The organism is Xylanibacter rarus (genome assembly GCF_001275135.1).
Classification (GTDB): Bacteria; Bacteroidota; Bacteroidia; order Bacteroidales; family Bacteroidaceae; genus Prevotella; species Prevotella rara.
Map to the genome: position 1 here is coordinate 13,265 of NZ_LFQU01000035.1, position 15,919 is coordinate 29,183.

At 38.1% G+C, this 15,919-nt stretch carries 6 protein-coding genes and 1 pseudogene; 5 read left to right on the forward strand and 2 right to left on the reverse strand.

Going from position 1 to position 15,919, the window contains the following annotated elements:
* Positions 1-55 precede the first annotated feature (55 nt).
* A complete protein-coding gene (locus tag ACU52_RS12860; RefSeq protein WP_053399082.1) occupies positions 56-946 on the reverse strand; it encodes an RluA family pseudouridine synthase in 891 nt (296 codons plus the stop codon).
* Between the two features lie 457 nt (positions 947-1,403).
* On the opposite strand from ACU52_RS12860, the gene ACU52_RS12870 reads away from it, so the two are divergent.
* The 5 genes and pseudogenes from ACU52_RS12870 to ACU52_RS12890 all read left to right on the forward strand — a co-directional run bounded on the left by ACU52_RS12870 (position 1,404) and on the right by ACU52_RS12890 (position 13,821).
* Positions 1,404-1,979 carry a manganese efflux pump MntP gene (locus ACU52_RS12870; RefSeq protein ID WP_021854414.1) on the forward strand — a complete coding sequence of 192 codons (576 nt, stop codon included), beginning with the start codon at positions 1,404-1,406 and terminating at the stop codon, positions 1,977-1,979.
* Between the two features lie 1,108 nt (positions 1,980-3,087).
* Positions 3,088-7,440, forward strand: a complete 4,353-nt coding sequence (locus ACU52_RS12875; RefSeq protein WP_082335291.1) for a choice-of-anchor J domain-containing protein — start codon at positions 3,088-3,090, stop codon at positions 7,438-7,440.
* Between the two features lie 375 nt (positions 7,441-7,815).
* Complete coding sequence (locus ACU52_RS12880; RefSeq protein ID WP_147630877.1) at positions 7,816-11,265, forward strand: choice-of-anchor J domain-containing protein; 3,450 nt, start codon at positions 7,816-7,818, stop codon at positions 11,263-11,265.
* 449 nt (positions 11,266-11,714) lie between these two features.
* The gene (locus ACU52_RS12885; RefSeq protein ID WP_053399083.1) at positions 11,715-12,365 is read left to right on the forward strand and encodes an HAD family hydrolase; all 651 of its coding nucleotides are present in this window, start codon (positions 11,715-11,717) and stop codon (positions 12,363-12,365) included.
* A 236-nt stretch (positions 12,366-12,601) separates the two neighbouring features.
* Positions 12,602-13,821 (forward strand): annotated as a pseudogene (locus ACU52_RS12890) (IS256 family transposase).
* 150 nt (positions 13,822-13,971) lie between these two features.
* Here the strand turns inward: ACU52_RS12890 and ACU52_RS12895 are convergent.
* On the reverse strand, positions 13,972-15,393 hold the full coding sequence (locus ACU52_RS12895) for a FimB/Mfa2 family fimbrial subunit (RefSeq protein WP_053399081.1): 1,422 nt from the start codon (positions 15,391-15,393) through the stop codon (positions 13,972-13,974).
* Between the last annotated feature and the right edge of the window lie 526 nt (positions 15,394-15,919).

A 15,919-nucleotide genomic window follows, 5' to 3' on the forward strand; every position in this document is an offset into this window, starting at 1 on the left:
ACTACATTAGAATTGTGTATCCGTTCTTCGTGGAATACTGCAATTTTAAGTAAGACTATTTAAAAAGTTTTCTGAAATTTACCGGTATAGGCGTTTCAAACTCCATACGGCGTCTTGTTATAGGATGGTAAAAACACAGGACATAAGCATGAAGGCACAGACGGCCTATTGGATCATCGCCATTACCATATTTTATGTCACCGCACACAGGATGTCCCATGTCTGCAGAATGCACACGTATCTGGTTCTTTCTGCCTGTCTCAAGCCTGAATTCAACAAGACTGTGATCAGTGGTCCGGTCAAGCGTATGAAAATGCGTTACTGCGTATTTGCCTCCGTTGTCATAAGGAGAAGAGTATGTAATATAAGCCTTGTTGTCTTTCAACCAACTGGTCATAGTTCCATAGTCGTCCTCCATTTCACCGCTTACCACAGCAACATATCTGCGGTCATAAACTATGTCATGCCATTCATGTTCCAGAATCTGTTCTGTCTGCATGTCTTTAGCATAAATCATTAGTCCGCTGGTGTCACGGTCAAGTCTGTGTACGACATGTGCAGTGCATTTCTGCCTGCTCGTCTTAAAATACGAGTCAAGCACTGTCTTGACGTTCAGCGAACTATGGCCTGCAGCCATCGACAATATGCCAACATTCTTTTCTACAACAACTATATAACGGTCTTCATAGACAATCTTGATGTAGCGGTTTTTAAACATTTCAGCGTTTTGCTTACTCCTGCTTACAGCTACTTTCATACCGCAACTTAAGGGATAGTCAAACTGTGTTATCACCTTACCGTTAACCTTCACCCCCCTGCCCTGCAACGTAGATTTTATCTTCGTGCGGCTTGTATTCTCCATGCTGTCAAGCAGAAATTCCAGCAGCGGTTTGTCTTCTTTTACCGTTAAATGCAGATAATTATTGTCGTTATAATTTGTGCGCATATAATTGTTGTTGTTATAAATCAGGAGCAAAATAGCCAATTCCCGTTTTTAGCGTTTATGCCGAGACTCAGCTTAGCTTATGCAAAGATAATGCAAATCGAGAGCAGAATCATCCAAGTCTTGCTTGAGCGTTATGCCGAGATGCAGCTTAGCTTATGCAAAGATAATGCAAATCAGATGCAAGTCAAAATAAAATCATCTATATTTATGCTTTTACCGCATGTTACACCAAATAAACCGATAAAACAAAGGTTCTGTCAGCATATATATGATTTGTTTATATTTATGATAGTGCAATAAATTATTGATTCCAAATAATTGTTTGTCACCAATCACTAAAAGTTCAATGACCATTTGTGTTAAAATATTTTTTATTACCTTTGCACTAGCAATTTGCCGTATCAAAGAAACAATATCCTACGGCACATAAATATCATACATCTTACCAATTGACACGATGAGTCTTATTGATATCACATTTCTTGCCTTGGCTTTAGCAATGGATTGCTTTACAGTTTCCATTGTCAGTGGAGTCATTATCCGTAAATACATTCTTTCGATTATTTTGCGCATGGCAATTCTGTTCGGTCTGTTTCAGGCAATGATGCCTTTTATTGGTTGGTTAGGAACAAGCTATTTCAGCCATTACCTTGAGTCTGTCGACCATTGGATTGCATTTGGTCTTTTGGCTTTTCTTGGTGGGAAAATGATAAAAGACTCGTTCGGAAGCGAAGAAGAGGCTCATTTTGACCCTTCAAAACTGACAAGCCAACTACTCTTTGCTGTTGCAACCAGTATTGACGCCCTGGCTGTAGGCATATCTTTCGCATGTCTTGGATATAAAAATATAGAACAGCTAACCTTGCCGCTTATCGTCATTGGCGTATGCTCGTTCGTTATGTCTATATTAGGCAACATTCTAGGCGTAATGTGTGGCAAGTCGATAGTAAAGCGCCTTAAGCCAGAATTTATTGGAGGAGTGATTCTTCTTCTGATAGGTTTCAGAATATTATACGAACACATCAGCTTTTAACTTAAATCTGCTAGTTTACATATTCCATCTTTATTCTTTTTCTATTTCGCAAAAACAACCATTTTTTTGAAAAATATAAAGATAAAATGTAAAGCATAATTACCGTCTTTTTTCTTAAAAAGGAATCTCCTTTTAGAAAAGTTTATGTTATACCTGATAGATTGATAAAACTATATTATTAATCCAAATCAGTCTTTGGATTCAACGTAAGTATATTGTCATTCACTTTTAAACATAATGAGCCATATAATGAAATGTGATAATATTAGACCAACATACAACTTGAAAACACCAAATTGCCTGCTGGTTTAAACCGTATTAAGCCTAATAATCAATTTGAATTGAGCATTATGGCATATATGCCATAATGCAATTTAAACTTTAATATTTACGGATAAACATATGTTAATCAGCGACATATAACAAAAGATTAAAATTATAGTTACAGATGTTTTTATCATCAATAGAAATGTCTTCTTGTCTATGTACTTTTGCTATGCAAATCACTCTATAATAGTTATTTTTTTAATGAAAAATAGAACAATAGTAAATATAAATTTAATATGATTTAGAAACCATTGAAATACGATACAAAACTCAATGAATTTCGTATCGAAACTCAATGAGTTTTTAGCCCAAAATCATTAAAGTTTTGAAGAATTTTAATAACCACTATAGAAATTTATTTTTTGTAAATATTTTATGAATGTATTACCTACAGTATCTAAGATTATACTAATAATTGAATACAATTAAGTTTTTATAAAATTTTGATACTCATGTTTTATTACAAAACATAATAAATACGTGTAACACGTTTATAGTTAATTTTGAATAAATATTTTTATAATTGCTATTTTTTTAAAGAAAAGCACATGCAAGTCAAAGCATATTTATATACTACTTTACCTGAAAACTCTACGATTTGACGGATATTGTATTTGTGTTAATTATTTTTAACCAAACGAGATGCAAGGCTAGAATATTAATACCTATATTTGAAAACTTTCATATATATATTTATTAAGAATCCGGATTTTGCATCTAAAAGGGTTCCAATGTAAAATCCGGCAGTATTATTTAACCCGTGAACCCTGCGCTATTTACTATGAGAAAGGATTATCATCTTCAGGTCGTGTCCTTTGTCACTTTAATTGTGCTTTTGGGGACAAGCATTACCGCCAACGGACAATCGTATTTGATTAACGAAGGTTTCGAGGGCGAAGGTTTTCCGCCTAAAGAATGGAAAATTGTTGATAACGACGGAGACGGACACTGCTGGCAGACAGCAACACGAAGTGATGCTACTGTCAGTGGAGAGAAAACCGCTATATCATATACTGTAGACCCGAATAGTCCTACAGAAGAATATGGCGTACAGGACAATTATCTGATAACACCTCAAATTGAGGTTACAAACGAAACATTCCAGATTTCATTTAAATATTGCGCTCAAGACCTTGACAGCAAAGAAAAAATTGAAGTGAGGATTTCTGAATCAGGAACTGATGTTAAAGACTTCACTACCATACTATATGAAGAAACCGTAGACAACGGATATGACGACTATCCTACATTAAAGACTTTAACACGCTCATTAAGCGAATATAATGGAAAAAAAATATATATAGCGTTTGTACACAAAGGTTCAGGAAGTTATGCACTTGGAATTGACGACGTGGAAGTGACAAACCAGAAAGGACCGAAAGCAATAAGCAATCTTACTGTTACTCCTGGAGAGAACGGAGCTTTGTCGGCAACACTTACATGGAAAAATCCACAAACAGACGGCACAGGAACAGATATTACGGGAGAACTGGCTATAGGCATATACCGCGACAATAAACTGCTGACCGCAATAACAGAAAACGTTGCTCCAGGCGGAACATCATCATATACAGACACAAGTATGGATAATGGCATGCATACATACTCTGTAATCGCCAAGACTGGCGAAGGACAGTCAAAGGCTATATCAAAAAGAGCATACATAGGGGAAGACGTTCCTGCAGAAGTAGAGAACTTAAATGCCTATGTGTCGGAAGGACAAACCATAATAACATGGAATGCTCCTACCAAAGGCGTGAATAAAGGATATATAAACACGGACAATCTGACATATACTATTGAGCGAAAAACGGATAATGGAACTGAAGTGATAGCCGAAGGAATAAAAGAAAGACAATACACCGACAAAGTGTCGGCTGGAGCTCTGCACTCATATATCGTTACGGCATCCAACAATACAGGTACCAGTAAGCCTATAACTTCTAATGCTGTGATAAGTTACGGAGATGACATGAAAGACATATCTGCCGGCATGAATGCAAATACAGAATATGGAAATCCGTATCTGCCATTTGATTTCAGTCAGCGCTACGGTGTTTATCAGGCAGTATTCTATCCTGAGGACTTAATGTATGCCAAGGGTACCATACGCCATATTGTATATAAGAACAGCTTTAGCTCGAGCAAGTTGGAAAAGCCTATACGGATATGGTTAGGTGAAACAGACAAGCAGGATTTATCGGAAGGCTGGATAAGCACAGAAAATATGAAAGAAGTATATAACGGGAATATAGCATTTGTCAACGGTATAAATGATGTTCCTGTAGAGTTGGCTGAACCATATGAATATACGGGAAAGAATCTTGTAGTTGTAATGACGATGGACTATAGTCAAGGCAATGGAGGGTATTTTGACAGATTCTTTATCGAACAAACACCGGATAAGCCTAAACGCACACGCAGCTATATGTCGTATGAACCGATAGACAATTCCATGCTTACAGAGAGCACGGGCGGACTTTATGACGCTATGCTTATGACCAGATTTGTGATGAACACGAAAGACGCGGCCGGACTCTATGGAACTGTAACTGATAAAGATACCGACAAGCCTATAGGCGGAGCAATTATTTCGATACCGGAACTTAAACTGTCGACCGTAACTGACAACAATGGAGAATACAGTTTCTATGTGGTGCCAAGCGGACTGCAGCATGTAACGATAACAGCAACAGGGTATCTAGACTTTGAAAAAGACATAACAATTCAGAATGAAGGTGAGCAGACCGAGAATTTCAGTATAGAAGCCAAACCTACAATAGCTGTAAAAGGATGCATAAAAGCAGAAGACACAGGCAAACCGCTGAAGAATGTAAGAATTAATGCTTACGGTTATTCTGATGTAAGCACAACGAGTGCAGACGACGGTACATTCGAATTGGGCGGAATATATGCCAACGAGAGTTATTCGCTCAGCATAGAAACACCTCTTTATGACGTATACAGACAGGAATTGCCTAGCGATAAAGACTTGAATATGGAAGAAATTATACTTACACGCAGCCTTATCAGCGTCTATGGAGTGTCTGGCGAAATCAGTTCTGACGGCTCTTATTCAACAATAAGCTGGAAAGACCCACTTTCGAGAAAAGGACGCATAATGTGGACAAAATGGGGCAACTCGGAATATAACGAGAGCACCGGAGGTGACTATAGTGCGACAGACTATAATGTAGCTCACGCATTTACGGCAGACGACATAAAAGACTCAATGATGATAGGACAAAGTTTTCTGAAAATGAAAGTATTTATTAAAGCCGAACAAGGTACCTATACAGCTAAAATATGGAAAGGAACGCGTGACAATAACGTGGAAATAGCTTCAAAAGAAATACCTGCTTCTGAAATCACGGCAGAAGGAGCATGGGTAACAGTCGAGTTTGATTCGCCTGGCGTAGAGATTAAGGAAGGAGAAAACTATCTGATAGGAGTAAACTGCAAGAATGGTCCTACTGACCCAATAGGCACCGCCGGCTATGGAAGCAGCATTGACGGAAAGAATAATCTGAAATGGAGCAATAATCAGTATTTATATGACGGATATTATGCATGGAATATTTCTGCATACTGCGGCATACCAGGAACAGAATTGCCAGTAACAACAGAAACAGAAGCGCCGAAATGCTCATATAACATATACCGAATAGATACGTCGCAACCAGAACAAGAGACAAAACTTAACAAGGATCCGCTAACGGAACTGACATTTACTGATAATGACTGGGACGAACTTACAGCAGGGAAATATATGTATTGCGTGAAAGCAGTTTATAACACAGACAAGGAGTCTGCCAGTGCATATACTGACACTATTGTAAGGGCCATCAACATTGATGCCGGCATAGCTGAATTCATATCGCCTATAAAGACTATAGATCCACAAGGTAAAGTTGAAGTAAAGGTAAGGGTCAAAAACTATGGCGAAAAACCGCTGACAAATGTATCTGCATATTTCACCGTAAACGACAATGAACCTATTGGGGAAACATTCACGGTAAACTTAAACAAAGGCGAAACCACAGACCTGACTCTTGGTTCTTATGAACTGAAAGAAAAGGCTCTATACATATTCAAGGCATATACTGAAATTGAAGGAGACGAGGCAGTAAACAACGATGCCAAGACATTCTCTTTGCCAAACTTTGATGATGTAGGTCTGCGTGCGTACAGATGGGACGCTTACGGGAATGCCGGTATGATGAAAATACACTCTAACATACCGGAACAGGCTTCGTTCATAAAAGAAGTAATACCGGATGAAGCATTAATAAATGCCGGAGAATATTATGACGGACGTGTATATGCATACACGGCAACATGGTATTCTGAGCCAAGACAATTTGTTGTTCTTGACACAATAACTTGGGCTCCTGTAGCATCAGCTACAACAGAAGACTATATACAGGATATGGCATTTGACTACTCGTCGAAGACGATGTTTGGATTGCGTGCCACAAACACTACCAGTGAACTTGTAAAAATAAGCCTGACTAACGGTGAGACAGAACTGATAGGCAATACCGGAATAAACTTGCATGCAATGGCTTGCAGCAAGGACGGAATATTGTATGCCATATCTTCAGATGGTGACCTATGTACTATAGATAAGGCTACGGGTATACCGACTACAATAGGAAATACAGGAATAACAGACGTGGCATATCTTCAATCAATGGCATTTGACCATAATACAGGGCGATTATTCTGGGTGCATACCGGTGCAAAAAGTCAAGGCGAGCTATATGAAGTGAATCCTGAGACGGCAAAACTGACACCGTTAGGAACGGCAATTTATAATGATAACGCATCGGAACTAGTTTGCCTATACACTGTTTATGACCATACTGCAAGCGGAATAATGGCTATGAATGGTAATGACGGTAAATTCATAGTTTATCCAGACGGAAAGAACCTGACCATAAGTTTACCGCTTGAAAATGCCGAGACTGCAGAAGTTAAAATAGTAAACACTGCTGGTATTATGGTTGCGTCAACAATAGTGAATGGTCAAATTACATCATATAAAGTCAACCTTATGCCTGGTGTCTATGTAGCTATAGCCAAAACATCAGCAGGAAGAATATATAAGGCAAAACCATTTGTAATAAGATAATGATTTAAATTATTAATAAGTAAGCATTAAGAGCCAGAACTGTACAACAGAACATGGCAGTTCTGGCTCATTTGTTAATAAGCAACAATCTGTAATTCTCTTGGATTTAAATAAATATAATTAATAATAGAAGAAAAACTAATTCAAATTATATATGACATATTTATACGACAAAAATTGGATATGCAAATTATGAGATGAAGTATAAAACATATTAGAATCGTTTAATTTACTTTGTATTTTCTAGTATAGATGAAAAATCATGCAATTAATATACAAAATTTTGCATTCATAGCAAAAATATACTATATTTGTATTTAATAAATCACATTGAGAACCTAAACTTAAATTCACTAACCACAAACAACTAAAAACATGAGAAAAAGAAACACAACGCTTGCATGCGCACTCATGCTACTTATGTCTATGTTCTTAATTCCTGCCGATGTAGGTGCACAAATTAAGTGGCAAGAAGATTTTAATTATCCAGCCGGTAACCTCTATGGCCATGGCGGATGGGGAAAGTATGGTTCTAATCCTAACGATCCTATACAGGTAGTAGAACAAACCCTAGACTATGAAGGATATCCTGGAGGGGTTAAAGGCAAATCAGTAAAACTAGGGGCTGCTTCGTCAGGAGAAGACTTACTTGTTAGATTTGATCCTAGTGAAGAAGGTATAAAGAATGGTACAATGTATTATTCTGCTCTAATTAATGTTTCTGAGGCACCAAGTGGTCCCGTACATGTAATGGCATTGCTGGCACGCACATTCAGCAGCGTTGTTAAAGACGGAACAAGTCCTACAGAATTAGGCCGACTATATGTTAATGCCGGTGACGACGAAGGACACTATAAGCTGGGAGTTGAACGCGGAAGTACAAAAGCCGTTTATGCAAACAGAAGTTTCAATATCGGTGAAACTTATCTCGTTGTTGTTAAATATGAGATTGGTGCAGCCGGTGAACGTTATGACGGTGTTACGCTGTATGTTAATCCAGCAAGCTATACTGAAGAGCCAAAAGTTGCTGATGCTGTGTTTGACCCGTCATCAGCAGGTAGCGGTATATCAACATGGGGACTGCAAGGACTTGAACTGCGCCAAGGAACAAATTATAGCGCAACAGCACCTACTTTACTTGTGGGATCGTTGCGTGTAGCTGACAGTTATGCAGAACTCTTTACAGAAAGTGCCGGACCAGGAGAAGACACTCCGGTAATAACTTTGAGTGAAAGAGGTTTGGATTTTGGTACGTTGTATAGTGGTGACATAAAGACCAAGACCATAAACGTGAAAGGCGTAAACCTGACAGACGACATAACAATAACTATAGACAACAATGAATTAAAGCCGTCAGTTACAACTATATCTGCAGCAGATGCAATGGCAATAGAAGGTGTGGATGTAGAATTTACGCTGACACCGACAAGCGAGAACGGCAAGGCAACAATAACATTTGTCAGTGAAGGAGCTACAGACGCAACACTCGGAGCGACATGGAGCACTATCGCTGTGAAAGACATTGCCACCCTAAAAGAGTTTGCAGCAGAAGACGGTGAAGCATATCTCACCTACCGATATAAAGGCAAGGCTGTTGTAACGTTTGTAGACAAGAGTCAGGCAAGTCCCGTTTATTACCTTCAGGACGAGACTGGCGGACTGCAAGTGAAGAACGACTACGACATGATGACCGAGACGTATAAGGAAGGCGACATGGTTACAGGATTTATAGGAATGATAACCAGTTCGTTCGGTGTGAACTCATTTATTCCGCTGACAGCATCACTCGGTACACTTGTTTCAGAGAACAACACTGTTGAGCCTGTAACAGTGACGCTGGCAGACCTGAAGGCTGCAACTGCCGACTATGCCAACAGACTTGTGAGAGTGGCAGACGCGCAGTTTAAAGACGTTACTGAAGGTGCAACATTTACTGAAGACATGGCACAGCCGACAATAACAGACGCAACAGGAGAAGGTAAGCTGAGACTGTTTAAGGGCACAACTCTCATAGGAAAAGCTATACCGACAGAAACTGTACATATAACAGGACTGTCGACATCAGCAAGTGCTGTAATTGTTGCTCCGCGCAAGGCTGAAGACATAACGTCGGCTGTAGCGTCAGAACCTTCGTTGACTGTTACCCCTTCAAAATTTGAAATGGCAGCAGGACTGGTTGGTAAGTCGTCAGAATTTGGAACAGTGCATATAAGTGCCGTAAACATGCCGGCAGCAACCAATCTTGAGATTATCGGCAAAAACCGCGATATGTTTGAACTTTCGGCAACATCAGTACCCGCAGGAACAAACGAGACCGACATCGTGATAACATATAAGCCCACAGCAATAGGAAAACATGAAGGACGCCTGTTTATAGACTGTCCAGAAATGCCGTTACTGTCACAAAGCATTACTCTGTCAGCCTATGCTATAGACGAGCAGAATCCGCCGACAGTAACAGTAAGTCCTGAAACATTACCTATGTTTGAAGCCAAGGTCGGCGAAAGACAGGAGCAGACAATAAGCATAACGACAGCCAATCTGCCAGACTATGCATATATGAAACTGAAAGAATCAGGCTCGTTCCTGTTAAGCACGACAATGCTGATGAAAGACGCTACAGCAAATGTGAAAGTTACGTTTGCTCCGAAAGAAGCCGGAGAATATGAAAACGAGATTGAGATATACGGACTCGGACTGGACACATTGAGAGTGAAGATAAACGGTAAGGCAGGTGAAAGTACTGAGCCGGAGCCTGAAAAGGAAGGCGACGAGTTGCCGCTCGACGCTTCATCACCGATGAAACTCGTAAATGAACATTTTGACAATGTAACAAAGAACAAGCCTCTTAGCATAGAAGGATGGAAAAACCTTGCAATAGTTGGTAAACGTGCATGGTGGGGATATGAACTGCCTGATGAAGATGAGTCTGCGGGTGAAAAGGTTGCAAAAGTTACTCCTTACGACAGCAATGTTGCCGAAGGCAAAGAGACTACTTGCGAGATGATGCTCGTAACTCCACCACTCGACTTTAAGAATTCAGAATCGAAGATGTTTACGTTCAGAGTGAGAGGCGACTATCTGGCGGACAACCAGACAGACCTGCTGGAGTTATGCTATATTGACCTGGCTGAAGGTGATATGTTTGTGGCACCAGTTGAGGGATTCGCTATGCCGAATACTGAAGACCAAAGCGGAGAATGGCAGGAATATCATATAGACCTGACCGGACAAAACATCGCTGACGTGTTCTTTATGGGATTCAGATTCAAGAGCACACGCGGACGTACAAACTCTGCAACATATTATATTGACGATGTAAGTTACGGCCGTACAGACCTAGCTGTTATCAGGCCTTCGCTCACACAGCTTGCATTCACTGCAACGGCTGGAAAAGATGCAGTATCAGATGAAATAACTGTAACGGGTAACAACCTTGCAGAGCCAATCAAGCTGTCTTTGGGAGGACCGAATAAGAGTAGATTTAAGTTGTCAACAACTCAATTACCTGTAACAGGCGGCTCATTTATGGTGTCGTTCAATTCTGACGAAATAGGTGTTCATGAAGCTTATGTGAAGTTATCTTCACGAGGTGCAGCCGATATATACGTGCCAATATCTGTAAATAATACTGTAGCAGGTTGCATAGATGGTATCAGTGTGGAACAATGCGACATCGAGGTATACGACCTTAACGGAAGAAAGATAGCAAAACATAAGATGACGACAGCAGAGAAAGTGAAAGAAAATCTGCCAACTGGTATCTACGTAATAAAACAGATATCAGAAAATAGCATAAATGTAAGTAAGATTAAAATTAAATAGATTAATATTTAGTCTGTTTTAAATAAGGTCCATAAATACGAAAACCTGTTCCCTGAAAATGTTGACAAATATAGGGAACAGGTTTATTTTTTTTACCATATATGATGAAACTATATGCTATGAAAAAATAATATGATAAGCGTCATCACTACCCTATCTCATTTAAAATGATAAGACATGGCAACACAATAAATAATTTATGGATAAATATTGTGTTGAAACTATTTTACAACAGAAGCTACACCCATATAAATTATAAACACCATAACTACTTTTAAGTCAAAAATAAACAGCCAGAACAAAACAATAGTTTATTATAATCTATTAATAAGTAAAATAGTAGAAAAAAGGATGACCGAATATCATTGCGTTATATTTTTTATATGTACTTTTGCATAAAATCTTCAACAAAAAAGTATTTAGTGATAAAAGACGATGGAGGTATAAAGATGAAAGAGTTTGACACATACATTTTTGATTTGGACGGAACTTTGTTGTATACACTTGATGACCTTACCGCAAGTACCAATTATGCAATGCGTGCATTTAGTTTGCCAGAACATACAACAGAAGAAGTAAGGATGATGGTTGGCAATGGCATAAAAAAACTTATTGAACGTGCTGTACCAGGAGGAAAAGACAACAAACATTATGAAGATATTTATAATACATTTATTGAATATTATCTGAAACACAACGCCGATACAACAAGGCCATACGACGGCATAATAGACATGTTGGCAATACTAAAACAGCATGGCAAAAAAATTGCTGTAGTGAGCAACAAGTACTGCAAAGCAACAGAAGAACTATGCCGATACTTTTTTGGTAATTATATAAAAGTTGCGATAGGCGAAAGCGATAAAATAAGAAAGAAACCTGCACCAGACACAGTTAATGAAGCCTTGAAACTTCTTGAGGCGGAACGCGATAATGCTGTATATATAGGCGACAGTGAGGTTGATATCCAAACTGCACGTAATAGCTGCATGCCATGCATAAGTGTATTATGGGGATTCAGGGATAAAGATTTTCTGATAAGAAATGGAGCGCAAACGTTAGTAGAAACTCCAAATGAAATCACCTCATGTATAAAATAAATTGAACGGCGTATACTGCATGACCAATAATCAATATTATACGTTATAAAAGTCTATTAATACAGTCCTTGTAACAGGTTTGTAATTCATAACATAAATTGAAATAAAATTTATTAAAGACCTAAAGATTTAATCCCATAGGCACTATAAGATATTTTGTGTAAATGTAAAATACAGGATTCAAAATAGAGTTCTGTATTTTTTATTTTATATATTTACGCCCAAAGAATAAGATTATGCGAGAAAAGAATCAAGCAGTGCCAGATGAGATGTTAAGCAAGGAATTCCTTAGCCGGTTCAAGACAGAATCCGATGTAAGCAAGTTCCTGAAGCAGTTGCATGCCCAGGTATTGGAAAAGATGCTTGAAGGTGAAATGGATGCCCATTTGGGGTATGAAAAGAATTCCGTGGCCGGTAATAACAGTGGCAATTCACACAACGGCAGCTATCCGAAGCGGATCCAGACTGAACATGGGAAAGCAGTCATCTCCATTCCGCGTGACCGTAATGGCCAATTTGAGCCGATAGCTGTGCCAAAACATGAAAGCCGTGGACTTTCTATAGAAAAGCTTGTTATATCCCTATATGCCAAAGGAATGAGTGTTTCTGACATAGAGGAAGAGATGCGTGAGATTTATGAAATTGAACTCTCCACATCAGCCATTTCCATCATTACAAACAAGGTCAATCAGGCCGCCCAGGAGTGGCAGAACCGTCCACTTGATTCTGTTTACCTGATAGTCTGGATGGACGGTATCGTATTCAAGGTACGGGATAACGGCAAGATCATAAACAAGACCGTTTATCTTTGTGTCGGTCTGAAACAGAACGGTCTGAAGGAGGTTCTTGGCATGTGGGTCGGCAAATCGGAAAGTTCTTCTTTCTGGATGGGCGTCCTGACCGATTTAAAAGCCCGTGGAGTGCAGGACATACTGATTACCTGTACAGACAACCTGAATGGATTTACGGATACCATCCGTACCGTATTCCCTCAGTCATCCACCCAAATCTGTGTGGTACACCAGATCAGAAACTCCTGTAAATATGTCGTTTATAAGGACAAGAAAGAGTTTACGGCGGATATGAAGAATATCTATAATGCACCCAATAAAGAGGTTGCTGCCGCGGAACTTGACAATCTGGAAAGGAAATGGGGAGCAAAGTATCCTTACGCCATACGCTCCTGGAGAAACAACTGGGATAATCTGACCGTTTTCTTCCAATTCCCGCTGTAAATAAAAAAATAATATATACCACAAATCTTATTGAGAACCTGAACGGGAAAATCAGAAAGTACACAAAATCAAAGCTTTCTTTCCCTTCGGATGAGGCCGTGAAAAAGACCGTCTATCTTTCAATTATGGAGATTGAGAAGAAATGGACACAGCCTATTCATAACTGGGGATTGATTATGAATCAGTTTATACTCATTTTTGAAAACAGAATCCAGATATAAGAAGTGACTTACAACTGAATCCTGTTTACATTTACACAAAATTTTGGACAGTGTCAAAAAAATACGAGACTCAAAGTTGAATCCCGTATTTCTATTTATACAAAATTATTTATAGTAGTAAACAAAATTAGATATATTGCTATTGGAACTTTATTCTATGAATGTTATTGTTGTAAAGCCACGAAGTATAATAGAGTTTCTTTTACTCTTAATATCTGTACTAATACACGGAATCTGTGAATCAGGCTCGTCACGCGATGGCCAATATGCTTTTATACTTCCATCATTATCAAGAAAATAATATGAATACAATGTACCCGTACCTGTAAAAAACAACGTCTTACCTAATTTTTCAAGATCGGCATTAATTGCTTCCAAGTTATTTTTTACATACTTGAGGTCTTCCAAAGTTGGTATTCTAAATGATTCAAGGCCATCAGAAGCTGCTGCCATATCTTTTAGTTTCACATTTATAGCTTCATTTATTGAAGATTGATCGTTATCAGTAAATACCAGTCCTTGTTCAAATGTTGTAGACATCAATGTTACTTTTATACCATTTCCTACATTTTCTGACTTTAACACATAACAATTCTTATACAATGTACCAACTTCAGGAGCATTTCCTGTTGTCGTTTCCCCTGTGTCTCCTTCATCCTTCCCTTCTTCTGTTTCCGAACCGGTATTTTCTCCTGTGGAACTCCCTGTTTCATCAAAATTGAAGTTTATGTTTTTGACCCCTTGCCACGTTGCTCCAGTTATAGTCCCATTAAGTGTTATTCCGTTTTCATTGTAAGTTCCTGTTATATTAATTTTGTAGTTCGCCTTCAGTTCATCTGTACTTGTATATGAATAGCTCTTAGTGTTCTTCTCGGTCTTTAATGAAACCTTAATTGTGGCCTGTCCACTAGCTTCAAGAAGATACGCATTATAATTGTTTTCCCATGTGTTTCCGTCACTTCCTTTTATAAGATCTATTGTCTGAGAGCCGTCAGTACCTTCATAATTACCATTTAGTAGAAGATTTTCATAAAGCGGACTAATTGTAACATTTACAGCAATTACATTTGAAGGCACATTCTTTATACTAACATTCTCAATCAGCATAACTTTCCTTTCAAGCGACAACGTTAGTGTATTTTCTTCTCCATATGCCAAAGTGACATTGTTTTTTGCAGCCATAAGATCTGTGTGCGTTTTTCCATCATTCAACTTAATCAAATATTCTTTAGCTGCGTTTTCCTTTGTTGGCAAATTGTATGTTTCAGCATCAGCTCCCGCTATAGCATATACATCATAACTTCCTTCAGGAAGCCTTAATGATATAGGAGTTTCTTCTGATTCAATCTTGGCTGTTTCAATACAAACATCCCCACTAAATACATAAATGTTCACAGGATAGCTTATTTTGCTTTCATCAGTCTCACTCACAGCCATAACTCTAGTTCTGATAATCAATGTGCTATTGGCCTCTTTTACACCAAAATCAGCGTCTTCATTGTATTTTTCACAAGAAAAAAGCAACATTGCTGCAACCATCAGCAGCATTAGTTTAAATGTTTTGTTTTTCATAGTTCTACTATTTTTTATTATAAAATTGAAAAAAGATTGCAGATTATACTACAATATAGTTTTTATGTATCGTATTATATCGCTGCAGGAATCCTAATATGTTTAATTTTAAATGTTATTTTTTCAAAGATATAAATTATTTCTTAATATTGAATGTTTTATGAATTTTATTAATAATTATTTAAAACTAATTATATTTAATAAGTATTTATTTAACTAATACGGATAATTTTGCCATATTATCATTATAGTCACGCACTAATATAATGAATCACTTATTGTAAAACTTCAATACCTTTTCTAGAGTATCTTCAATTCTGTAAAGTTCTATTTAATGATATTTCACCAGACTAACAATCACTAAGCTGTAATAAAGATTATCATCTGGATAATTTCAATTATTTTGCCTCTCCCATATCCCTCTTATCATCTCATTTAAAATAACGGATTCCATTACTTACCATTCCCATCCGTCCCATTAGTCTTATTAGTCTCATAAGTCCCATTAATCTCATCCCCAGTGGGG